19 protein-coding genes and 1 pseudogene are annotated in these 21,164 nt (G+C 69.8%); 14 read left to right on the forward strand and 6 right to left on the reverse strand.

Features of this window, described 5'->3' with window-relative positions; all coding sequences use genetic code 11:
- Positions 1–54: 54 nt before the first annotated feature.
- The 4 genes from AC0IY1_RS10560 to AC0IY1_RS10575 are packed head-to-tail and all read left to right on the forward strand — an operon-like array spanning position 55 to position 4,020.
- On the forward strand, positions 55–1,008 hold the full coding sequence (locus AC0IY1_RS10560) for an ABC transporter permease (RefSeq protein ID WP_103709611.1): 954 nt from the start codon (positions 55–57) through the stop codon (positions 1,006–1,008).
- On the forward strand, positions 1,008–1,937 hold the full coding sequence (locus AC0IY1_RS10565) for an ABC transporter permease (protein WP_055949698.1): 930 nt from the start codon (positions 1,008–1,010) through the stop codon (positions 1,935–1,937). The genes AC0IY1_RS10560 and AC0IY1_RS10565 overlap by 1 nt, the downstream gene beginning before the upstream one ends.
- Positions 1,934–2,995: an ABC transporter ATP-binding protein gene (locus AC0IY1_RS10570; RefSeq protein WP_471769401.1), complete on the forward strand. Its 1,062-nt coding sequence runs from the start codon at positions 1,934–1,936 to the stop codon at positions 2,993–2,995. Before AC0IY1_RS10565 ends, AC0IY1_RS10570 begins: the two co-directional genes overlap by 4 nt.
- On the forward strand, positions 2,992–4,020 hold the full coding sequence (locus AC0IY1_RS10575; protein ID WP_471769402.1) for an ABC transporter ATP-binding protein: 1,029 nt from the start codon (positions 2,992–2,994) through the stop codon (positions 4,018–4,020). Before AC0IY1_RS10570 ends, AC0IY1_RS10575 begins: the two co-directional genes overlap by 4 nt.
- A gap of 152 nt (positions 4,021–4,172) precedes the next feature.
- On the opposite strand, the gene AC0IY1_RS10580 is transcribed toward AC0IY1_RS10575, so the two are convergent.
- The 6 genes from AC0IY1_RS10580 to atzD all read right to left on the reverse strand — a co-directional run bounded on the left by AC0IY1_RS10580 (position 4,173) and on the right by atzD (position 11,065).
- Positions 4,173–5,063 carry an ABC transporter permease gene (locus AC0IY1_RS10580; RefSeq protein WP_471769403.1) on the reverse strand — a complete coding sequence of 297 codons (891 nt, stop codon included), beginning with the start codon at positions 5,061–5,063 and terminating at the stop codon, positions 4,173–4,175.
- A 2-nt stretch (positions 5,064–5,065) separates the two neighbouring features.
- Complete coding sequence (locus AC0IY1_RS10585) at positions 5,066–6,016, reverse strand: ABC transporter permease (RefSeq protein WP_471769404.1); 951 nt, start codon at positions 6,014–6,016, stop codon at positions 5,066–5,068.
- Between the two features lie 70 nt (positions 6,017–6,086).
- On the reverse strand, positions 6,087–7,361 hold the full coding sequence (locus AC0IY1_RS10590; RefSeq protein ID WP_103709606.1) for an ABC transporter substrate-binding protein: 1,275 nt from the start codon (positions 7,359–7,361) through the stop codon (positions 6,087–6,089).
- 51 nt (positions 7,362–7,412) lie between these two features.
- On the reverse strand, positions 7,413–8,408 hold the full coding sequence (locus AC0IY1_RS10595; protein WP_471769405.1) for an ABC transporter ATP-binding protein: 996 nt from the start codon (positions 8,406–8,408) through the stop codon (positions 7,413–7,415).
- A gap of 124 nt (positions 8,409–8,532) precedes the next feature.
- Positions 8,533–9,954, reverse strand: a complete 1,422-nt coding sequence (gene hydA / locus AC0IY1_RS10600) for a dihydropyrimidinase (protein ID WP_471769407.1) — start codon at positions 9,952–9,954, stop codon at positions 8,533–8,535.
- Positions 9,955–9,958: 4 nt separating this feature from the next.
- Complete coding sequence (atzD, locus tag AC0IY1_RS10605; RefSeq protein ID WP_471769408.1) at positions 9,959–11,065, reverse strand: cyanuric acid amidohydrolase; 1,107 nt, start codon at positions 11,063–11,065, stop codon at positions 9,959–9,961.
- Positions 11,066–11,239: 174 nt separating this feature from the next.
- On the opposite strand from atzD, the gene AC0IY1_RS10610 reads away from it, so the two are divergent.
- The 10 genes and pseudogenes from AC0IY1_RS10610 (at position 11,240) to AC0IY1_RS10655 (ending at position 21,145) form a co-directional block, all read left to right on the forward strand.
- A complete protein-coding gene (locus AC0IY1_RS10610; protein ID WP_471769410.1) occupies positions 11,240–11,398 on the forward strand; it encodes a hypothetical protein in 159 nt (52 codons plus the stop codon).
- Positions 11,399–11,453: 55 nt separating this feature from the next.
- On the forward strand, positions 11,454–12,707 hold the full coding sequence (locus AC0IY1_RS10615; RefSeq protein WP_471769411.1) for an ABC transporter substrate-binding protein: 1,254 nt from the start codon (positions 11,454–11,456) through the stop codon (positions 12,705–12,707).
- Between the two features lie 8 nt (positions 12,708–12,715).
- Positions 12,716–13,588, forward strand: coding sequence for a branched-chain amino acid ABC transporter permease (locus tag AC0IY1_RS10620; RefSeq protein WP_471769412.1), 873 nt, complete (start codon positions 12,716–12,718; stop codon positions 13,586–13,588).
- 59 nt (positions 13,589–13,647) lie between these two features.
- On the forward strand, positions 13,648–14,676 hold the full coding sequence (locus AC0IY1_RS10625) for an ABC transporter permease subunit (RefSeq protein WP_471769441.1): 1,029 nt from the start codon (positions 13,648–13,650) through the stop codon (positions 14,674–14,676).
- Positions 14,673–15,416 carry an ATP-binding cassette domain-containing protein gene (locus AC0IY1_RS10630; RefSeq protein ID WP_055949727.1) on the forward strand — a complete coding sequence of 248 codons (744 nt, stop codon included), beginning with the start codon at positions 14,673–14,675 and terminating at the stop codon, positions 15,414–15,416. The genes AC0IY1_RS10625 and AC0IY1_RS10630 overlap by 4 nt, the downstream gene beginning before the upstream one ends.
- Entirely contained in the window at positions 15,413–16,126 is a 714-nt protein-coding gene (locus tag AC0IY1_RS10635; protein WP_055949730.1) for an ABC transporter ATP-binding protein, read from the forward strand. The genes AC0IY1_RS10630 and AC0IY1_RS10635 overlap by 4 nt, the downstream gene beginning before the upstream one ends.
- A 39-nt stretch (positions 16,127–16,165) precedes the next feature.
- Positions 16,166–17,711 (forward strand): annotated as a pseudogene (locus AC0IY1_RS10640) (amidase).
- 437 nt (positions 17,712–18,148) lie between these two features.
- Positions 18,149–18,901: a DeoR/GlpR family DNA-binding transcription regulator gene (locus tag AC0IY1_RS10645; RefSeq protein WP_471769414.1), complete on the forward strand. Its 753-nt coding sequence runs from the start codon at positions 18,149–18,151 to the stop codon at positions 18,899–18,901.
- Positions 18,876–20,174 (forward strand): allantoate amidohydrolase, encoded by a 1,299-nt coding sequence (locus AC0IY1_RS10650; protein ID WP_471769415.1) that lies wholly within the window; start codon positions 18,876–18,878, stop codon positions 20,172–20,174. Before AC0IY1_RS10645 ends, AC0IY1_RS10650 begins: the two co-directional genes overlap by 26 nt.
- Positions 20,171–21,145 (forward strand): phosphotransferase family protein, encoded by a 975-nt coding sequence (locus tag AC0IY1_RS10655; RefSeq protein ID WP_471769417.1) that lies wholly within the window; start codon positions 20,171–20,173, stop codon positions 21,143–21,145. Before AC0IY1_RS10650 ends, AC0IY1_RS10655 begins: the two co-directional genes overlap by 4 nt.
- Positions 21,146–21,164 lie beyond the last annotated feature (19 nt).

Below are 21,164 nucleotides of genomic sequence, written 5' to 3' on the forward strand. Positions count from 1 at the left end.
GCGAGGCCGATCCTTCGCCGTTGGGCGAGAAGGGACGATCCGAAAGTCGGTGCCATGCTGAAGTTCATCCTCCAGCGCCTGCTGACCGTGACCCCGGTGGCGCTCGGCGTGAGCGTCGTCTGCTTCATGCTGGTCCACCTTGCCCCCGGCGACCCCTTGAGCGCGGTGCTCCCGGTGGACGCGACACAGGAGACCATCGACGCCATGCGGGCGGCCTATGGCTACGACAAGCCGCTGCCCGTCCAATACGTGATCTGGCTCTGGCACGTGATCCAGGGCGATCTCGGAACCTCCATCGCCACCGGCCGCCCCGTGGTGCAGGAGGTCGGTCGGGCGGTGGTGAACAGCCTGATCCTCGCCTTCGTCGCGACGCTGATCGGCTTCACGTTCGGCTGCCTGTTCGGCTTCGTGGCCGGCTACTTCCGCAACTCGATCCTGGATCGGCTCGCCTCGGCGGTCTCGGTCTTCGGGGTGAGCGTACCACATTACTGGCTCGGCATGGTGCTGGTCATCGTGTTCTCGGCCCAGCTCGGCTGGCTGCCGCCCACCGGGGCGGGGCCCGACGGCTCGGGCAACTGGCGGCCCGACTTCGACCACCTGCGCTACATCATCCTGCCGGCGCTCACGATGTCGGTGATCCCCATGGGGGTCATCGCCCGCACCATCCGGGCGCTGGTGGGCGACATCCTCGCGCAGGACTTCGTCGGAGCGCTGCGGGCCAAGGGCATGAGCGAGTTCGGCGTGTTCAAGCACGTCGTCAAGAACGCAGCCCCGACGGCACTGGCCATCATGGGCCTGCAGCTCGGCTACCTGCTCGGCGGCTCGATCCTGATCGAGACGGTGTTCGCCTGGCCCGGCACCGGCTTCCTCCTCAACGCCGCGATCTTCCAGCGCGACCTGCCCCTGCTGCAGGGCTCGATCCTCGTCCTGGCGATGTTCTTCGTCGCCCTCAACCTCATCGTCGACGTCGTGCAGACGGCGCTCGACCCGCGCATCGAGAGGGGCTGATGGCACTCGCGACCCAGTCCGCCGCGCCGATCCTCGACATTGCCGGCGGGGCCGCCCCGGCGCCGGCGGCACCCGACGCCTTCGTGCCCTCGCGGGGGTTCTGGGGTCAGGTCGGCCACAAGCTCCTGCGCGATCCGGTGGCGATGGCCGCCGCCTGCATCATCCTCGCCATCGTGGCGGTGGCGCTGCTCTCGCCCTGGATCACCCCGATGGACCCCTATCGCGGCTCGATGCTGCGACGCCTGAAGCCCATCGGCGATGCGACCTACATCCTGGGCTCGGACGAGCTCGGCCGCGATATGCTGAGCCGCCTGATGCTGGGCGGACGCCTGTCCCTCTTCATCGGCGTCACCCCCGTCATCCTCGCCTTCGTGATCGGGTCCGGCATCGGCATCCTGGCCGGCTATGTCGGGGGCTGGGTCAACACCGTGCTGATGCGCACGGTGGACGTCTTCTTCGCATTCCCCTCGGTGCTGCTCGCCATCGCGCTCTCGGGCGCCCTCGGCGCGGGCATCTTCAACTCCATCGTATCGCTCACCTGCGTGTTCGTGCCCCAGATCGCCCGCGTGGCCGAGAGCGTGACCACCCAGATCCGCGCCCGTGACTACGTCGACGCCGCGCGCCTCTCGGGTGCCTCGACCCTAACGATCCTGCGGGTGCAGGTGCTCGGCAACGTGCTCGGGCCGATCTTCGTCTACGCCACCAGCCTCATCAGCGTGTCGATGATCCTGGCCTCGGGCCTGTCCTTCCTCGGCCTCGGGGTGAAGCCGCCGGAGCCCGAATGGGGCCTGATGCTGAACACCCTGCGCACGGCGATCTACGTGAACCCGATGGTCGCGGCCCTGCCGGGGCTCGCCATCTTCATCGTCTCGATCTCGTTCAACCTGTTCTCCGACGGCCTGCGGTCCGCCATGGAGGTGAAGGCATGAGTACGCCCATCGGCCTCGCCACCGTGCCGCTCGCCCGCGATCGGGGTGGCCCGGCCCAGCCCCTCCTCACCGTCGAGCGCCTCGTGAAGCACTTCCCCGTCAAGAAGGGCTTGGGCGGCGCACGCGCCGTGGTGCGGGCGGTGGACGGCGTCGACTTCGAGATCCTGAAGGGGGAGACCCTCGGCGTGGTCGGCGAGTCGGGTTGCGGCAAGTCCACCACCGCCCGGCTCATCATGGGCCTGATCCGCCACGATTCCGGCGACCTGCTGTTTGACGGCGAGCGCATCGGCAGCCGGGCATTGCCCCTGCGGGACTTCCGGGCCCAGGCCCAGATGGTGTTCCAGGACAGCTACTCCTCCCTCAACCCGCGCATGACCATCGAGGGCTCCATCGCCTTCGGGCCGCAGGTGCACGGGGTGCCCAAGCGGCAGGCCATCGAGCGCGCCCGCAGCCTGCTCGCCCGGGTGGGGCTGGAGCCGGCACGCTTCGCCGCGCGCTACCCGCACGAGCTCTCCGGCGGCCAGCGCCAGCGGGTGAACATCGCCCGGGCGCTCGCGCTCGAACCCCGCCTCGTGGTGCTCGACGAGGCGGTCTCGGCCCTCGACAAGTCGGTGGAGGCGCAGGTGCTGAACCTGCTCATGGACCTCAAGCAGGAGTTCAACCTCACCTACCTGTTCATCAGCCACGACCTCAACGTGGTGCGCTTCATCTGCGACCGCGTGGCGGTGATGTATCTCGGCCAGGTGGTGGAGATCGGTCCCGCCGACACCGTGCTGGCCGCCCCGGCCCATCCCTACACGACCGCGCTGCTGTCCTCGATGCCCTCGATGGACCCGGATGCGCGGACCGAGGTCGCGCCCCTGGCGGGCGACCCGCCGAACCCCATCAACCCGCCGGCCGGCTGTCGCTTCCATCCCCGCTGTACCCTCGTCGAAGAGGTCTGCCGCGGCACGGTCCCGCCCCTCGAGGCCCTGGATGCACGCCACCGGGTCGCCTGCCTCGCCCGCCAACCCGGCTCGGGCCATTCCCTCGCGCCCAGCCTGACGGTGGCCGCATGAGCGCGCCCGCACCCGAGCCGGCGGTCGCCATCCGCGGCCTGAGGGTGGTCTTCGGCGGCGTGGTCGAGGCCGTCGACGGGGTGGACCTCACCCTGGAGCGCGGCCAAGCCGTGGCGCTGATCGGCGAATCCGGCTCCGGCAAGAGCGTCACCTTGCGGGCGATCATGCGCCTGAACCCGGAGCGCCGGACGCGGATCGGCGGCACGATCCGGGTCGGGGGCGCGGACGTGATGGCGATGTCGCCCAAAGCCCTGCGGGCCCTGCGCGGCCGGGCGGTGGCGATGATCTTCCAGGAGCCGCTGCTGGCCCTCGATCCCGTCTACACGGTGGGCCAGCAGATCACCGAGGCGATCCGCCAGCATGAGCGGATCAGTGCCGGGGCGGCCCGCCAGCGCGCCCTGGCCTTGTTCGAGCGGGTCCGCATCCCGAGTCCCGAGCGGCGCCTCGATGCCTATCCGCACGAGATGTCGGGGGGCATGCGCCAGCGCGCCATGATCGCCCTGGCGCTCGCCTGCCGGCCGCAGGTGCTGCTCGCCGACGAGCCGACCACGGCGCTCGACGCCACCGTGCAGATCCAGATCCTGCTGCTCCTGCGCGAGTTGCAGGCGGAACTCGGCCTCTCCACCATCTTCGTCACCCACGACCTCGGCGCCGCCGTGGAGGTCGCCGACCGGATCGCGGTGATGTATGCCGGCCGCATCGTCGAGGAGGGCTCCGCCCGCGACGTGGTGTTGAACCCGCACCACCCGTACACGATCGGCCTCCTGCGCAGCCGCGCCGACGGCGCCCTCGCCAAGGGCACGCGCCTGAAGACGATTCCCGGCAGCCCGCCCGACCTCGCCAACCGCCCGCCGGGCTGCCCCTTCGCACCGCGCTGCTTCCTCGCCGAGGAACGCTGCCGGGTCGAGGCGCCGCCCGCCGTGGCGGTGCAGCCCGGCCATCGGGCCGCCTGCTGGCGGACTGAGGCGGCCTACGCAGCGTTCCAGGGGGACCGGGCGCCGGTGCTGGCGGACGCGGCGGTGTGAGGACGCAATCCCTCCCTCGGCTAACGGGGAGGGAGCTTGCGGAGCGAGGCGGGAGAGGGGACACGACCTGTCCGGACATGGCGCGCCCCTATCCGACCCGCAGGCGCGGGCCACCGTCTCCCGCGAAAGGGCGAGGAACGCGACGACGCGGTTCAGCCCAATCGCAGCCCCGCCTTCGCCTTTCGCCTTTGCAGGTACAGGCTCGTCCCCAACGCCAGCCCGATCACCGCCAGCGACATGCCGGTGGTGAGGGTGCCCAGCGCGTAGATCTCCGGCGTCGTGACGGTGGTGGTCAGGCCCTGCAGCTCCAGCGGCAGGGTGTTGCGGCCACCGATGGCCTGGCTGGTGCGGGCGAGTTCGTCGAAGGACAGGGTGAAGCCGAAGAGGGCAACGCCGACCAGGGAGGGGCCGAGGATCGGCACCACCACGTGACGCAGGGTTTGGGATCCGGTGGCGCCGAGGTCGCGTGCGGCCTCCTCGTAGGCCGGGTCGAACCGGTTGAAGACCGCGAACATGATCAGGAGGCCGAAGGGCAGGGTCCAGGTCAGGTGGGCACCCAGCGCCGAAGTGTAGAGCCCCATCAGGGTGCCGTGCTCCTGCAGCCAGCCCCATCCGGTTTCGGCCGCAACCCATTTCACCGCCTCGTCGAGGAGGCGGAATTCCAACCCGATGCCGAGCGAGACCACGATCGAGGGAACGATCAGGCTCGCGACCGCGATCGTGAACAGCGCACGCTCGCCGCGGAACCGCTTGCGGAAGGCGAGGCCCGCGAAGAACGCGATGACGACGGTGAGCAGCATCACCACGAGGCCGAGGCGCAGGGAGCGCCAGAGCGCGCCCCAGATGTCGACGATCCCGAGGCCGGCCCAGAGCTTGCCGAACCAGTGCGTCGAGACCCCGTTCATCGGGAAGGTGAGGCCGCCCTGCGGACCCTGGAAGCTGAGGACGAGGATCGTCAGCGTCGGCCCGTACAGGAAAGCGACGAAGAGGGCGAAGAACGCCGCCAGGGCGTAGAACGCCGGGGAGCGGGGGCGGTCGCTCACGTCTAGAGCTCCTTGCGCAGGTCGATGAGCCGGGTCATGGCCACGATCATCAGCATCACGGCGCCCAGCAGAACCACCGCGTTGGCCGCGGCCGCCGGCAGCTGCAGGGCCGACATCTGGACCTGGATGACCTTGCCGACCGAGGCGATCTGCTGGCCGCCCATGACGCCGACGGTGACGAAGTCGCCCATCACCAGGGTCACCACGAAGATCGACCCGATGGCGATGCCCGGCTTGGCCAGCGGCACCACCACGTTCCAGAGGGTCTGCCAGCCGGTGGCGCCGGAATCATAGGCCGCCTCGATCAGCGACCGGTCGATGCGCGCCATGCTGTTGAAGATCGGCACGATCATGAAGACCGTGTTGAGGTGCACGAAGGCGAGCACCACCGAGAAGTCGGAGTAGAGCAGGCCCTCGATCGGCGACTTGATCAGTCCCATCCCCATCAGCGTGTCGTTGACGAGGCCGTTGCGGCCGAGCAGCGGGATCCAGGAAATCATCCGGATCACGTTGGAGGTCCAAAACGGGATCGTGCAGACGAGGAACAACGCCATCTGCAGGGTGCGCGAGCGGACGTGGAAGGCGACGAAATACGCGACCGTGAAGCCGATCAGGAGGGTGCAGGCCCAGGTCAATGCGCAGAACTTGAGGGTCGAGAGATAGGTCCGGACAGTCGTGCAGGCATCCGACGTGTTGAGGCACCCCTCGAAGACGTCGACGTAGTTCTGCACCGTGAAGGCGGGGATGATTTCGTACTCGTTGTACTCCCAGAAGCTGACGATCAGGGTGAGCGCGAGGGGCACCACGAAGAACGCGAGGAAGACGAGCGCCATCGGCGCGGCCTGGAGATAGGCCAGCGCGCGGTGACGGCGGGTTTTCGTCGTGAGGCTGGCGGCGGGAGCCTTGGCGGGCGCCGCCTCCGTCACGGCGGCCGGCAGGGCGATGTCGGTCATGGCTCAACCCCTCGTGACAGGCGAAACCCTTCCCCCCGCTGCCGGGGAGAAGGTCGCATCGTCGCCCCGCTCAGGCGGCAATGAACTCGTTCCACTTGCGGACCATGTAGGTGTTCTCGTCCATCACGGCGTTCCAGCAGGCGACGCTGCCCATGCGAGTCTCGAAGGAGCCGCCGTCGCGGGTGGCGCCGGCCTTCTCCAGCACGCTTCCGTCCGGCCCCTTGATGTCCTTCTCGGCGGGCTTGCCCTCCATCCAGTAGGCCCACTCATAGGGCTCCATATGGGCCTTGGCCGTCTCCAGCACGGCCGAGTAGTAACCCTGCCGGTTGAGGTAGGCGCCGGCCCAGCCGGAGAGGAACCAGTTGATGAAGTCGTAGGCCGCGTCGAGCTTGCGGCCCGTCAGGGTCTTGGGCAGGCCGAAGCCGGTGGCCCAGGCGCGGTAGCCCTCCTTGAGGGGCTGGTAGGTGCAGGCCACGCCCTGGCTGCGGACCTTGGTGACGGCGGGCGACCACATCGACTGGATCACGGTCTCGCCCGACGCCATCAGGTTCACCGATTCGTTGAAGTCCTGCCAGAAGGCGCGGAACTGGCCGGCACGCTTGGCCTCGATCAGCAGCTTGATGGTGCGATCGATCTCGGCCTTCGTCATGTTGCCCTTGTCGGGATAGGTGTAGTCGCCCGTGGCCTCGATCACCATGGCGGCATCCATGATGCCGATGGAGGGGATGTTGAGGATCGAGGCCTTTCCCTTGAATTCGGGATTCAGGAGTTCCTTCCAGCTGGAGATCGGACGCTTGATCAGGTCCGGGCGGATGCCGAGCGTATCGGCGTTGTAGGTGGTCGGGATCAGGGTGATCCACTCGGTGGCCGAGCCTGCAAAGGTCTTCGCGTTTTGCCCCTCGAGATAGAAGACTTTCTTGGGCGCAGTCCCCTGGTCGCCGATCTTCTTGCCCCCGACCTCGCCCTTGGTGAAGACCGGGGTGATGTTGTCGGCCTGCTTGATCCGACGGGCATCCATGCCCTGGATGTTGCCCGACGGGATGAGCTTCTTCAGGCTGAAGAACTCGGTGTCGAGGAGGTCGAAGGAATTCGGCTGCGTCACCACGCGCTTCGTCACCTCGTCGGTGACGACGGGGATGTACTCGATGGTGATCCCGAGATCCTCCTTCACCTTGCGGGCGATGTCGCCGGATTGGTTCACGGCGGTGCCGAGGTAGCGCAGGGTCACGGGCTCGGCGGCGATCACGTTGGGAAAGCCGGTGATCGGGCCGGCGCCGAGCGCCAGTCCGGTGGCACCCGCGCCCTGGAGCAGGGTGCGGCGGCTCAGCTTGATCGTGGTCGTCATGCAGGGTCCTCTGAGGAAACGAAGGCGGATCAGGCGCTCGGGCGCGGGGGCTCAGGCGCGAGGGCTCAGGCGATGGGCGGCGTCGGCGTCCCAGCCGAGGGGCACGGTCTGGCCCAGGGCGAGGGGATCACCGGCATAGGCGCGGTCGTCGATCACCGCCGTGAGGGCGGTGGCGGTCCCACCCGGCCCCTCCGCCTCGAACCCCACGTGCACGCTGGTGCCCTGGTACTCGACCGAGACGACGCGGGCCGGCACCGCCCCCGGGCCGGCCAGAGCGCCGAGGCGCATCCGGTCGGCGCGCACCGCCACCTCGGTCGCGTCGGGCAGGCGGATGATGTTGTGACCGCCGATGAAGCGGGCGACGAAGGCGGTGGCCGGGCGTTCGAACACGGTGCGGGGGTCGGCCGCCTGCTCGATGCGTCCGCCGTTCATCACCACCACGAGGTCGGAGAGCGCCATCGCCTCCTCCTGGCTGTGGGTGACGTGGATGAAGGTGATGCCGAGTTCGGCCTGGAGCCGCTTCAGCTCGGTCCGCATCCGCACCCGCAGGAACGGATCGAGGGCCGAGAGCGGCTCGTCGAGGAGCAGCACCTTGGGTCCGGTGACCAGCGCGCGGGCGAGCGCCACGCGCTGCTGCTGGCCACCGGAGAGTTGCGCCGGCAAGCGTTCCGCCAGATGGGCCATCTGCACGAGGTCGAGCATCGCCAGCGCCTTGGCGCGGCGCTCGGCCTTCGCGAGGCCCCGCATCTTCAGGCTGAAGGCGACGTTGTCGCGGCAGTTCAGGTGGGGAAACAGGGCGTAGCTCTGGAACATCATCGCCGTGCCGCGCTCGGCCGGCGTGGCGTCCCCCACGGAGCGCGGACCGATGACCACGTCGCCGCCGGAGACCGTTTCGTGGCCACCGATCATCCGCAGGGTCGTGGTCTTCCCGCAGCCCGAGGGGCCGAGCAGGCAGCAATAGGCACCCGAGCGAACCTTCAGGTCGATGCCGTCCACGGCGGTCGTGTGGCCGTAGCGCTTGGTCAGGCGGATCAGCTCGACGTCCATGCGGTCTCTCCCCACCCGATCCCCAGCAAGGGATGGGCCAGACGGTCCCCGTTTCGCGCCCGAAAACGCCCCCCGATCGTCGGCAGCCGGGCTTGCCCGCGCCGTCCGGAGGCGGCCGGCGGGATCAGGCGGCAGGACCCGGCACCGGCGTCCGGTCGAGGACCTGTCCGTGCCCGGGCGCCCCGGTCACCCGCCCATCCTCGGCCACGACCTCTCCGCGTGCGAGGGTCATCACCGGCCAGCCCGTCACGGAAAACCCTTCCCAGGGGGTGTAGTCCGCCCCGTGGTGGAGGTTGGCCTGCCGGATCGTCTCGCGGCGGTTCGGGTCCCACAGCGTCAGGTCGGCGTCGAAGCCGATCCCGATCGAACCTTTGCGCGGGTAGAGGCCGTAGAGCTTGGCGTGGTTGGTGGCGGTGAGTTCCACGAAGCGATTGAGGGAGATGCGCCCCGCCGAGACGCCCTCGGAGAACAGGATCGGCAGACGGGTCTCGATGCCCGGAATCCCGTTGGGCACCCAGCGAAAGGAGGTCCGGCCCTTCGGGTTCAGCTTGCCGGCGGGATCGTCGTAGCGGAAGGGGCAATGGTCGGAGGAGACCACGTCGAACAACCCGGTCTGGATCCCGCGCCAGATCGCGGCTTGGTTGGAGGCCTCGCGCGGCGGTGGCGAGCAGACGTATTTCGCCCCCGCCATCGGGTCGTCCGAGCCGAGGCCCTTCATGTGGTCGGCGGTCAGGGTCAGGTATTGCGGGCAGGTCTCGGCATGGATCTTCAGGCCGCGCTCCCGGCCCCAAGCGATCTGCTCCATGGCCTGCTCGCCCGAGACGTGGACGATGACGATCGGCAGGTCGACGAGTTCGGCGTGGCTGATGGCCCGGTGCGCCGCCTCGCGCTCGACCACCTGCGGTCGGGACAGAGCATGGCCGAAGGGGCGGGTTTCCCCGGCCTTCTCCAGCCGCTCGGTCATGTACCGGATGGCATCGTAACCCTCCGCATGGACCATGACCCGCGCGCCTTCCCGCCGCGCCAGGTCGAACACGTCGAGGATCTGGCGGTCGTTCAGGACGAGGTCGTCGTAGGTCATGAAGACCTTGAACGAGGTGTAGCCCTCCGCGATCAGCGCCGGCAGTTCCTGGCCGAGCACCGCCGGCGTCGGGTCCGAGACGATGAGGTGGATGGCCACGTCGATGTGGCACTGCCCGTCCGCCAGCGCCCGGTAGGCGTGGGTCGCCGTGCGGAGCGACGCGCCGCGGGGCTGGAGCGCGAACGGCATCACGCAGGTATTGCCACCCGCCGCCGCCGCGCGGGTGGCCGAGGCGAAGTCGTCCGCCATGACGATGCCGGGCCCGGAATCCTGGGCGATGTGGACATGGCTGTCGATGCCCCCGGGCAGGACGAGGAGGCCGGAAGCGTCGATCGTGCGGGCCGCATCGGCGATCCGCTCGCCGATCGCCGCGATGCGACCGCCGCGAATGCCGACATCGGCGGCAAACGTGTCGGTGGCGGTGACCAGGGTGCCGCCGCGAATGGCGAGGTCGAAGTCGGGCATGTCCTCAGTCCCTTACGCGGGCGATGATCGCCACCGGGCCGCCGCCGTCCGGTCCCTGGTGCTCGGCGCCGCCCGAGACGAAGAGGTCCGTGCGCCCGATCGCGGCGGCAGCCACCCCACCCACCAGGGCGCGGGCATGTCGGGTGGCGTTGATGTCGCTGTCGTCGTTCATGATGTGGCGCCGGCCCCGGATCAGCCCGTCATGCGACGGCTCGGCCTTGGCGAGCAGGGCGACCACGCGCTCCGACTCCCCGGGGGCCAACTGGCCCGACGGGGAAAACCCGAGATCTGCCAGGACACCCTGGATCGCTCCGAAATCGATGCCGTCGCGCATGACGCGGTGGGCGATGGCGTGGGGGCCTGACCAGCCACGGGCATTGCCGAGGACGATGATCTCGTTGCGCATCAGCTCGATGCCCGCGGAAGCACTGGCGCGGCCGGAATAGAGTTCGCGCCGCGTGCCGATGGCGGCCTCCGAGAGGTCCTCGCCCGAGACCTCGCCCAGGGCCAGGGCGATGCCCAGCGCCGAGGCCCCGCGCGACAGGCCCATGGACGCGTAGGTGTCGTGGGTCGCCACGCCCTGTCCGCGTCCGGCGGCCTCCTGGATCCGCGCGCTGGTGAGGAGCGGGCATTTCACCTGCACGAAGTGGACGTCCTCGGGATCGTCGATCCCGGCCTGCGCCATGGCCTCGCTCACGGCTTCGGCCGTCGCCCGTACCTGCGCCATCCGGCCGATTCCCTCCGGCCGGAACTCGGCGGTGAACGCAGTGCCGATCGCCAGCGCCGACATACCTTCGGCCTTAGGAGCATCGCGGCGCGCCAGCACGAGGAGGTGTGGGGAGAGGCCGCCCTCGGTGCCGCCGGACATGACCAGGGCGACCCGCGCGCCGACCGCCTCGGGGCGGCAGCCCATTGCACCGGCGAGGGCGGTCTCCAGGGCCGTCACGGCGAGCTGGCGGGTGAAATCGTTGACGCACCCATTGCCCTCGGTCTTGCCGAAGATCGCCACGATCTCGTCCGCCGCCACGGCACCGGTGGTGACGAGCTCCATCACCCCCGAGACGTCGGCGGGATGCCGGGTCGGCACGCGGAAGACGAGGCATTCGGGCATGGCGTGTTCGCGACTGGATGAGAGGACGATCCAAGCTAGGCCGAGCGCCCGGCCTGCGCGAGTGCTGGTTTGCGTACGCCGCGCTCCCGAACCGGCAACGGCCCCGATGGCCCCGGCGGTACGGCTCTTGCCGAGCCTCGGGCGACAGGGCGGCCGATCTCGGACCTCCCGGGTTTGAAGCTGCACGATTTGTGGCTTTCTGCTCCCGATGATGGCGCTCAATTGTCCGATCTGACCAAGCGGGCGGCACGCGAAGCATCGATTGACAGCGATGACCGATCTGTGGGTTTTGTTGGCATTGCTTTTGCCATGTCGGGTTTCGCGAGGCCCTGACTGCGCCCGGCGGCAGACACGGCCTCCTCCCGGCATTTCTGAGGAGCACGAACGCATGACACACCCGACGATCAGCCGACGCGGCGCGCTCAAGCTCGGAACGGCCGCCGCAGCGGGCGCCCTCGCGACGCCGTTCCTCGGCCGCAGCGGCCTCGCCGCCGAGGAACCGATCAAGCTCGGGAGCCTCCTCGACGGCAGCGGCGCACTCGGCCTCGAGGGCAAGCGGATGATCGAGACCACCGAGTACGCGGTGGAACTGCTCAACAAGGCCGGCGGCCTTCTCGGTCGGCCGATCAAGATCATCGCCTACGACACCCAGTCGAGCATGCAGCTCTACACGCAGTACGCCCAGCAGCTCGCGCTGAAAGAGAAGGTCGACGTCATCCAGGGCGGCATCACTTCAGCCTCGCGCGAGGCGATCCGGCCAATCTTCGGTCGGTCCAAGACCCTGTACTTCTACAACACCCAGTACGAGGGCGGCGTCTGCGACCGCAACGTATTCTGCACGGGCACGACACCAGCCCAGACCGTGAATCACATCGTCGATTATGCCCTGAAGACCTGGGGCAAGAAGGCGTACATCGTCGCGGCGGATTACAATTACGGCCACATCACCGCGAGCTGGATGACGAAGTTCATGAAGGAGGGCGGCGGCTCGGTCGCCGGCACCGACTTCTTCCCCCTCGACGTGACGAATTTCTCCTCCGCGATCAGCCGGATCCAGCAGGCCCAGCCCGACCTGGTGCTCTCGGCCCTGGTCGGCGCCAACCATTCCGGCTTCTATCGCCAGTGGGATGCCGCCGGCATGAAGGGCCGGATCCCCCTGGGCTCCTCGGTCTTCGGGCTGGGCGACGAGCTCACCACCATGGACGCCTCGACCACGAACGGCATCGTCACCTGCTACGGCTGGTACAACGACCTGCCCGACGCCCGCAGCGTCGAATTCGTGAAGGGGATGCAGGCCAAGTTCGGCGCCGACGTCACCGACCTCAGCGAACTCGACACCGCCACCTACGACGGCATCATGCTCTGGGCCGAGGGGGTGAAGAAGGCCGGCTCTCTCGACCGCGACAAGGTCATCGCCGCCCTGGAATCCGGCATCTCCTACGAAGGGCCGACCGGCAAGGTGACCATGGACGGGGCGACCCACCACACCACACGCAGCACCTATCTTGCCCGGCCCAAGGACAAGAAGTGGGAGATCCTGGCGAGCTTCCCCGACCAGTTCCCCGCCGATACCGCGGGCGCCTGCGACCTGCAGAAGAACCCGAAGACCAACAAGCAGTTCACCCCCGACCTGAAGGGCTGAGGCGGAGCATGGCGCCCGACCTCATCGGCCTGCTCGGCTTCAACGTCCTCGCGGGCATCGCCACGCTCGCGCTGATCACCCTGGGCCTCGGGGTGATCTACGGGATGATGCGGATCATCAACCTCGCCCATGGCGAGTTCATGATGCTCGGCGCCTACACGGCGGTCGCCGCCTCCGATGCCGGCCTCAACATCTGGGTCGCCATGCTGGTGCTGCCGCCCCTGGTGGTCGGGCTGATCGGCCTCGTCCTCGAGCGCACCGTGATCCGCTTCCTCTACGGGCGGATGATGGACACGATGCTGGCGACCTGGGGCATCAGCCTCGGACTCATCGGCCTCGTCACGTCGATCTACGGGAACGTCGTGCGGGGCGTGTCGACGCCCGTGGGCAGCTTCGAGATCGGGCGGTACGGCGCAAGTCTCTACAGCCTCGTCATCGTGGCAGTGGCCTGTGCGGCCCTGGCCGGCCTCTACCTGCTGCTCCGCCTGACGAAGTTCGGGCTGATCCTGCGGGCGACGATGCAGAACCCGCGCATGGCCGCCTCCCTCGGGGTCCCTCCGGACCGGATCTACATGGCGACCTTCGCCCTCGGCGCAGGCCTCGCGGGTCTCGCCGGCGGCGTGCTGGCACCGATCTCCGGCATCTCGCCGGCCATGGGCGCGGCCTACATCTCGCGCGCCTTCATCACGGTGCTGGGCGGCGGACCGGCGATCCTCACCGGCACGGGCCTCGCCTCCACCCTGTTCGGCTTCATCAACGAACTCGTCTCGTTCAAGACCACCCCCGTCATCGGCGACGTGGCCCTCCTCGTCGCCGCGGTCCTGCTCATCCGGGTGCTGCCCCAGGGCATCACCGGCCGCTACCTGAGGCGCAGCCTATGACCCGTCCCCCGTCACCGCTCCGCGCCCTGGTCCGCCCGGCTTCCCTCAGCTTCCTCGCCATGGTCGCCTCCGGCCTCGCCATCCTGTTCGGTGCCCCCCACGTCCTCGACACCTTCGGCCTCGTGCAGATGACGGGCTTCACCGCCATGGCGATGTTCGCCCTCAGCCAGGGCTTCATCTGGGGCTATGGCGGGGTGATGTCCTTCGGGCAGGCCGCCTTCCTGGGACTGGGCGGCTACGCCTACGCCGTCGGGGTCCTGAACATGGGCGACTCGACCGTGCCCGTGTTCCTCGCCATCGCGGTGCCGATGCTGTTCGCCGGGCTGCTCGGCTACTTCATGTTCTACGGCCGGATTTCGGACGCCTATATCGGGGTCATCACCCTGACGGTGTCGGTGATCCTGTTCCAGCTCGTGAACACCACCTCGGGCAGTCAGTACCGGATCGGAGAGGCCGAGCTCGGGGGCTTCAACGGCATCCCGGCCATCCCGGCCCTCAACCTGCCGGGCGATGCCGGCAACCAGCTCGACCCCGAGGGCATCTGGTACGCCGCGATGGGGAGCCTCGTCGTCGTCTACATGATCCTGCGCGCCATCCTGGCAAGCCGGTTCGGCCGCGTGGTCGTGGCGATCCGCGAGAACGAGACCCGGGCGCAGCTCATCGGCTACGACCCGCGCCTCTACAAGCTCCTGGCCTTCATGATCTCGGCCGGCATCGCGGGCCTCGCCGGCTGCCTCTTCGCCAACTGGGGCGGTTTCATCAGCCCGACGGTGTTCGGCCTGACCATGTCGGCCCAGGTGATCATCTTCGTCCTCGTCGGCGGGCTCGGCACCCTGCTCGGGCCGATCCTCGGCGCGGTGCTGATCCAGTGGCTGACCATCGAGGCCGGCGCCCAGAACGTCATCGATTCCAACCTCGGCCTGGGCGCGATCCTCGTCACCTTCGTGCTGCTGATCCCGCAGGGGCTGGTGCCGGTGGCCCGCAACCTCGTCCTGCGCCTCGGCACGGCGCTCAGCGGCCGGCGCATGAGGCCCAAGCCCCTCGGGCCCGCCCCGGGCACGGCCCTTGCCGGGGAGGTCCGTCGATGAGCGTGTCTCCTGCGACGAAGCCCGTCCGCCCCCTGCTGGAAGCCAAGGGCGCCACCATGCGCTTCGGCGGCGTGACCGCCGTCAACGCGGTCGACTTCGTCCTCGGCGAAGTTGAGCTGCGCTGCCTCATCGGCCCGAACGGCGCCGGGAAGAGCACTTTCTTCAAGATGCTCACCGGCCAGCTCACGGCGAGCGCCGGACGCATCCATTTCCGCGACACCGACATCACGGCTGCGCACCCGCACGAGATCGCCCGCCTCGGGGTCGGCATCAAGACGCAGGTCCCCAACGTCTTCAACGGCCTGTCGGTGCGCGAGAACGTCTTCGTCGCGGCAGGGCGCAAGAAGTCGCTCGCCCGCACCCGCGCCATCGTCGAAGAGACGCTGACCCGCCTCAAGCTCACCGAGATCGCCACCCGCCTCGTCGGGCAGCTCGCCCACGGCCAGCGCCAATGGGTCGAGATCGCCACCGTCCTCGCCCAGGAGCCGGAGCTGATCCTCCTCGACGAGCCTGCCGCCGGGATGACGAAGGAGGAGGTCGAGCGCACCGCCGCTCTCATCCGCGAGATCAACCGCACCCACGCGGTCATCGTGGTGGAGCACGACATGCCGTTCATCCGGATGATCGCCAAGACCGTGACGGTGTTCAACCAGGGCCGCATCCTCATCGAGGGCGACGTCGACACGGTGCTGTCCGACACGCGCGTCCGCGACGTCTATCTCGGCAAGCAGGCCGCATGACCGCTCCCATCCTGACCGTCGACGACCTGCATTCCGGCTACGGCCGCATCCCGATCCTCGGCGGCGTGTCGCTGCAGGTCGGCGAGGGCGCGTTCGTCGGCATCCTCGGCCATAACGGCATGGGCAAGTCGACCCTGCTGCGGACGCTCACCGGCAACCTGCCCGCCGCGGCCGGATCAATCACGTTCGACGGGCGCGACATCACGCGGCTCTCCCCGACCGCCCGGGCCCGGGCCGGCATCGGCTACGTTCCTCAAGGCCGCGAGATCTTCCCGGCGCTGAGCGTCCACGAGAACCTGCGGATGGGCTGCCTGCTGTCCCGGGACAAGGAGGAGGCGGTCATCGCCGATATCCTCACCCTGTTCCCGCGCCTCAAGGCCTATCTCGACCGGCCGGGCGGCGCACTCTCGGGGGGCGAACAGCAGTTGCTGGCGCTGGCCCGCTGCCTCTGCGGGGCTCCCCGCATCCTCCTCCTCGACGAGCCCACCGAGGGCATCCAGCCCTCGATCATCGAGGAGATCATCGAGACGCTCCAGGCCATCGGCCGGCAACGCGGGCTCACGGTGCTGCTGGTGGAGCAGAACCTGAACTTCATCGCGTCGCTCTCGCAGCGCGTGCTGATCCTGCAGAAGGGCCGCATCACCCGCGAGGTGCCGCCCGATGTCGCCCGCGACCGGGCGATGATCGACGAATTCGTCGGCATGGCCTGAAGGCCATGCCCGTCTTGTTCCAGTCAGGAGACCTCCGGAATGGATGCCACGACACACAGCCCCTTCGACGTGGTCGAGATGACCCTGGCCGATGCGGCCGACGCCTTCGCCAGCGGTGTGACCTCCGAGGCGCTGACGCAGGCCTTCCTCGATCGCATCGCGGCGCATAACCCGCACTACAACGCCCTCATCATCATGAACCCGGATGCCCTGGCCGATGCCCGCGCCATCGACGCCCGGCGGGCGGCCGGCGAGGCCCTGGGGCCCCTCGCCGGTATCCCCGTGGTGATCAAGGACCCGATGGACATGGCGGGCCTGCCGACCACCGCCGGCTGGCATTTCCTGAGCGCCCGGGCCGGCGGCGTCGACCTCATCCCGGAGACCGACTCGCCCGTGGTGGCGCGGATGCGGGCGGCCGGCTGCGTCATGCTCGGCAAGACCAACGTGCCGGTGCTGAGCGCCACCGGCAGTCACGCCAACGACAGCTGGGCTGGCCCGACCCTGAATTCGGCAGCGCCCGAGAGCCTGCCGGGTGGCAGCAGCGCCGGGACGGCGACCGCCGTCGGTGCCAGCTTCGCGGTGCTGGGCCTCGCCGAGGAGACGGGCGGGTCGATCCAGAATCCCGCATCGGCGCAGGGTCTGGTCGGCATCAAGCCAACCTTCGCCCTGGTGCCCAATGCCGGCGTGGTGCCGCTCGCCGGCAGCACCCGCGACGTGGTCGGCCCCATCGCCCGCTGCGTGCGCGACGCCGCGCTGACCCTCGACGTGCTGGCGGGCTACACGCCCGCCGATCCGAAGACCGTGGCCGGCATCGGCAAGCGCCCCCGGGGCGGCTACACCGCCCGCCTCGACACCGGTGCGCTGAAGGGTCAGCGCCTCGGCCTGTTCGGACCGGGCTGGCGCGACCTGCCGCTCTCCCCGGAGGCGGGCGCGCTCTATGCCCGCGCACAGGACGAGATCACCGCCCGCGGCGCCACGCTGGTGGCCGATCCCTTCGCCGGGACCGGCTTTGCCGCGCTCGGCCGTCCCACGCCGGGCCTGAACCACTTCGACGCCCGCGGCATGGAATCGGTGCCCTACGACCTGCACCTCTATCTGCAGCGCCTCGGCCCGAGCGCCACCCTCCGCAGCGTCGAGGCCTTCGCCGCGGCCACCGAGGCGGAAGACGCCTTCGGCCCCGTCGGCGTCCTGCGCTACCTGCACAGCATCCCGGCCTTCGCGCCGATCCTGGCCAACCCGACCGTACCGCCGGATCTCTCCGCCTTCCTCACCCTGCGGGAGGCCTACCTGGCGATCTTCGACACGGCGATGGATGCGAACCGGCTCGACGGCCTCGTCTTCCCGCAGATGCGGAACGAACTGCCCCCCCCTTCACGGCGAGGAGGCGATCAACGAGACCACGGTGTGCGAGATCAATATCGCGGGCTTGCCCGGCGTGACGGTTCCGGCCGGGTTCTACGCCTCGGGGGCGCCGTTCAACCTGATCTTCGTCGGCCGGATGTGGAGCGAGGCGGACCTGCTCGGCTTCGCCTACGACTACGAGCAGGCGACGCGTCACCGCCGCGCTCCGGACCTGATCGGCTGAGGCTCGGGCGCGTGTACCGCGCGGGCAGGATTGCCCAACGGACCGGCAGGCCGCCCTGATGATGAGCAATAAACCACATAACCCACAAACATCACATTTTCCGTTTGACCTCCATCCCGTGACGCGGCGTAGTCGGTCAGCGGAGAAGTTCCGTCGGCGACCCGGTCGATGCCCCCGCCGGGGGCGGGCGAACTGCGCAGCGACAGTGGGCCGGCCGTCCTCGGCGGTGCCGCCGGGTTTCGGGGTACGGCCTGTGGGTGTGGTTTCTGACCGAGCAGTCATACGCGCTCAAAACGAAATGCGAGAGCCGATGCATCATTCCGGTTGCATTACAACGCGAACGAGCATGGGATACCGCATGCCGCTTCCGCATTCCCGCGCGACCGCGGCCACGGATCACCGTTATCATCGGGTGAACGGTAGGACGGCCATCGAGCATGCTGACGGATCATCGCCACCAGGAAATCCTGTCCCGCCTCCACGGGACCGGCCGGGTCGGCGTCGCGGATGTGGCCCTCTTCCTGAAAGTCTCCGAGGAGACCATCCGCCGCGATCTGAAGGTGCTGGAGGAACGTGGCCTGCTCCGGCGCATCCATGGCGGCGCCGTGCCGCCGCGCCTCGACCAGGAGCGCCCGCTGCAGGAGCGCGGCAAGCTCAACACCCGCGAGAAGGGGCGGGTCGCGGTCCTGGCCGAGGCCCTGGTGCTCGACGGGATGTCGATCTTCATCGACACGGGCACCACCACGCTCGCCCTCGCGCGGCGGCTCACCGGGCGCAATCTCACGATCACCACCAATTCGGTGGACGTGGCCCTGCATCTCGGCGGCGGCCCGGCGCGGGTCAACCTGACGCCTGGCACCCTGCGGAGCAAGGACAACGCGCTGGTGGGCTACGAGACCGTGGCCTACGCGCAGCGCTACTTCTTCGACATCGCCTTCATGGGGATCGCGGCCTGCGATCTCGAGCACGGCTGGATGGATTACGAGGAGCACGAATCGGTGCTGCGCCGGACCCTCAGGGGGCAGTCGCGCCGGGCCGTCCTGCTCGCCGATTCCCGCAAGTTCGGCCGGCAGGCCAATCTCTGCACCTTCGGGCTCGGCGAGAAGCTGAGCATCGTTACCGACAAGCCGCCGCCGGAGGCGTTCCAGGACGCGTTCGCGCGGCATGAGATCGAGACCATCCATACCTGAGGCCGGCGCGGCGAGCGCCCTCGCGGCGCTGCTCGAACGCTTCTCCGCCTGCGGCGCCACCCCGGGGGGCGGCGTGACGCGGCTCTGCGCCAGCCCGGCGGACGGGGCCGCCCGCGCGGTGTTCGCGGAGGGGGTCCGGGCGGCCGGCGGCGCCCTGCGGGTCGACGCGGTGGGCAACCAGTTCGGCCTGTTTTCGCTGACGGGCCAAGGGGATGCGCCCCTCGTCATGATGGGCTCGCACCTCGACAGCCAGAGCCGCGCCGGCCGCCTCGACGGCACCTACGGCGTCGCGGCGGCCCTGCAGGTGGGCGCCGGACTGATGACGGCCCGCCGCGCCGGAGCGCGCTTCACCGCCGATTTCTGCGCCGTGAACTGGACCAACGAGGAGGGGGCCCGCTTCCGGCCGAGCCTCCTCGGCAGCGGCACCTATCTCGGCCGGCACACGGTGGCGGAGGCCCTGGCCTGCCGCGACGACGACGGCATCAGCCTGGGCGCGGCGCTGGCGGCGATCGGCCTGGCGGGCGACGACGCACCGCCGCCGCGTCCGGCCTGCTACCTCGAGATCCACGTGGAGCAGGGCACCGCGCTGGAGGAGGCCGGGCGGACCATCGGCATCGTCACCCGGAACTGGGGCGCGACCAAGATCGAGGCGGTCTTCACCGGCGTTCAGGCCCATACCGGGCCCGGACGGATGGAGCGCCGGCGCGACGCGCTGCTCGCCGCCGCCTATGCGATCGCGGACATCCGGGCGCTGGCCGACGCGTGGCCCGGCCTGCTGTATACCGCGGTAGGTCGTGTCCAGGTCGCGCCGAATTCCGCCAACGTGGTCGCGGCACGCGTCGCGATCTCGGTGGAGCTCCGATCCGCCGACGACGCCATCCTGACGGAGGCCGGAGGCCGGGCCGACCGGCTCCTGGCGGGAGCCGCGGACCGGGCCGGCACCGGGCTGACGATCACCAGCCGGGGCGAGCGCCCGATCCGGGCGATGCCCGAGGCGGTCTGCGACCTCGTCGCCGCCTGCGCCGAGGCGCAGGGGCTCGGGGCCCTGCGGATGGACACGGTGGCGGGGCACGACGCCCTGAGCTTCCTCGGGATCTGTCCGACCGGACTCGTCTTCGTGCCGAGCATCGACGGCATCGCCCACAACGAGGCCGAGGCCACCGACCCGGCCGACCTCGCCGCCGGACTGGCCCTGATGCGGGAGGCGGCCGAGCGCCTGTGCCGCCGGGGCGGCGACCCGGTGCGGGCCGCGCAACCGGAGCCGACGGAATGAGGCCGCCCGAACCCGACTTCGCGACGCGAATCGCCGCCGCCCTGGCGCAGCTCCCGGGCTGGGAAGCCGGGACGGGGCAGATCGCCCTGGCGGCGGCGCCGGTCGCGTCCCCGACCCACCGGGCGGTGGCCTCGGACTGCGCCCGGGTCCGGCGCGACGGCGCCGATCCGGTCTTCGTCAAGCGGCGCCACGCCGACATGGCCGCCGACCTCCGGCCCGCCATGGCGGAGGCGACGCGCCGGGCCGGCGCTCTCGGCCTCGGGCCGGCCCTGCTGGCGGGAGGTGGGGCTGAGGGCGACGGCGTGGTCGTTCTGGCCGACCTGCCCGAGCCCTGGCGCTACGCCCGGGTCGGCGACCTGCAGGATGCGGACACGATGGCGCAGGTCCTCGGGGCCCTGCGGCGGCTGCACGGGGCGGAGCCCCTGGGCCAGACCTTCTGCCCGTTCGAGCGGATCGCCGCCCTCGCGGCGGAGGCCCGGGCCTGCGCCGCCCCGGTGCCCGACGACATCGACGCGCTCCTGGCGGATGCCGCGCTGATCCGGGAGGCGATCGCGGCGGCCGGCTTCGACCGCCGCTTCAGCCGCAACGACGGCACCGCCTCGAACCTCATGCTGCGCTTCGAAGGGAGCGGCCTCGCGCCGGACGGGGTCCGGCTCGTGGATTTCGACCTCGCGGGCGACTTCGACCCCTGGTTCGAGGTCGGCGCGCTCCTCAACGAGGCCACCACGTTCGACCCGGAGCGCCGGCAGGCCATCGAGATCTATGCCGGGCGCTGCACCGAGGCCCTGCTCGCCCGCTGCCGCCTCTACGGCGCGGTGGACGACCTGATGTGGGGCCTGTGGGGGATCACCCGGGCCGTGACCGTGCGCCGGCCCGGCATCGAGTTCTTCAAGTACGGCCAGTGGCGGCTGCTGCATGCGCGCACCACCCTGGCGGCGCGCGACTTCGAGCTCTGGCTGCGCCAGCTGTGACGGCCGCGGGGAGGGGACG

It is taken from the genome of Methylobacterium sp. AC690, from assembly GCF_979256535.1.

Excerpts from the sequence above, each read along its gene's own strand:
- atzD (WP_471769408.1), bottom strand. The coding sequence starts at position 11,065 with ATGCCCGAATGCCTCGTCTTCCGCGTGCCGACCCGGCATCCCGCCGAC.
- hydA (WP_471769407.1), bottom strand. The coding sequence starts at position 9,954 with ATGCCCGACTTCGACCTCGCCATTCGCGGCGGCACCCTGGTCACCGCC.
- AC0IY1_RS10655 (WP_471769417.1), top strand. The coding sequence starts at position 20,171 with ATGAGGCCGCCCGAACCCGACTTCGCGACGCGAATCGCCGCCGCCCTG.
- AC0IY1_RS10645 (WP_471769414.1), top strand. The coding sequence starts at position 18,149 with ATGCTGACGGATCATCGCCACCAGGAAATCCTGTCCCGCCTCCACGGG.
- AC0IY1_RS10625 (WP_471769441.1), top strand. The coding sequence starts at position 13,648 with ATGGTCGCCTCCGGCCTCGCCATCCTGTTCGGTGCCCCCCACGTCCTC.
- AC0IY1_RS10630 (WP_055949727.1), top strand. The coding sequence starts at position 14,673 with ATGAGCGTGTCTCCTGCGACGAAGCCCGTCCGCCCCCTGCTGGAAGCC.
- AC0IY1_RS10575 (WP_471769402.1), top strand. The coding sequence starts at position 2,992 with ATGAGCGCGCCCGCACCCGAGCCGGCGGTCGCCATCCGCGGCCTGAGG.
- AC0IY1_RS10650 (WP_471769415.1), top strand. The coding sequence starts at position 18,876 with ATGAGATCGAGACCATCCATACCTGAGGCCGGCGCGGCGAGCGCCCTC.
- AC0IY1_RS10565 (WP_055949698.1), top strand. The coding sequence starts at position 1,008 with ATGGCACTCGCGACCCAGTCCGCCGCGCCGATCCTCGACATTGCCGGC.
- AC0IY1_RS10585 (WP_471769404.1), bottom strand. The coding sequence starts at position 6,016 with ATGACCGACATCGCCCTGCCGGCCGCCGTGACGGAGGCGGCGCCCGCC.
- AC0IY1_RS10635 (WP_055949730.1), top strand. The coding sequence starts at position 15,413 with ATGACCGCTCCCATCCTGACCGTCGACGACCTGCATTCCGGCTACGGC.
- AC0IY1_RS10620 (WP_471769412.1), top strand. The coding sequence starts at position 12,716 with ATGGCGCCCGACCTCATCGGCCTGCTCGGCTTCAACGTCCTCGCGGGC.
- AC0IY1_RS10570 (WP_471769401.1), top strand. The coding sequence starts at position 1,934 with ATGAGTACGCCCATCGGCCTCGCCACCGTGCCGCTCGCCCGCGATCGG.
- AC0IY1_RS10595 (WP_471769405.1), bottom strand. The coding sequence starts at position 8,408 with ATGGACGTCGAGCTGATCCGCCTGACCAAGCGCTACGGCCACACGACC.
- AC0IY1_RS10615 (WP_471769411.1), top strand. The coding sequence starts at position 11,454 with ATGACACACCCGACGATCAGCCGACGCGGCGCGCTCAAGCTCGGAACG.
- AC0IY1_RS10590 (WP_103709606.1), bottom strand. The coding sequence starts at position 7,361 with ATGACGACCACGATCAAGCTGAGCCGCCGCACCCTGCTCCAGGGCGCG.
- AC0IY1_RS10560 (WP_103709611.1), top strand. The coding sequence starts at position 55 with ATGCTGAAGTTCATCCTCCAGCGCCTGCTGACCGTGACCCCGGTGGCG.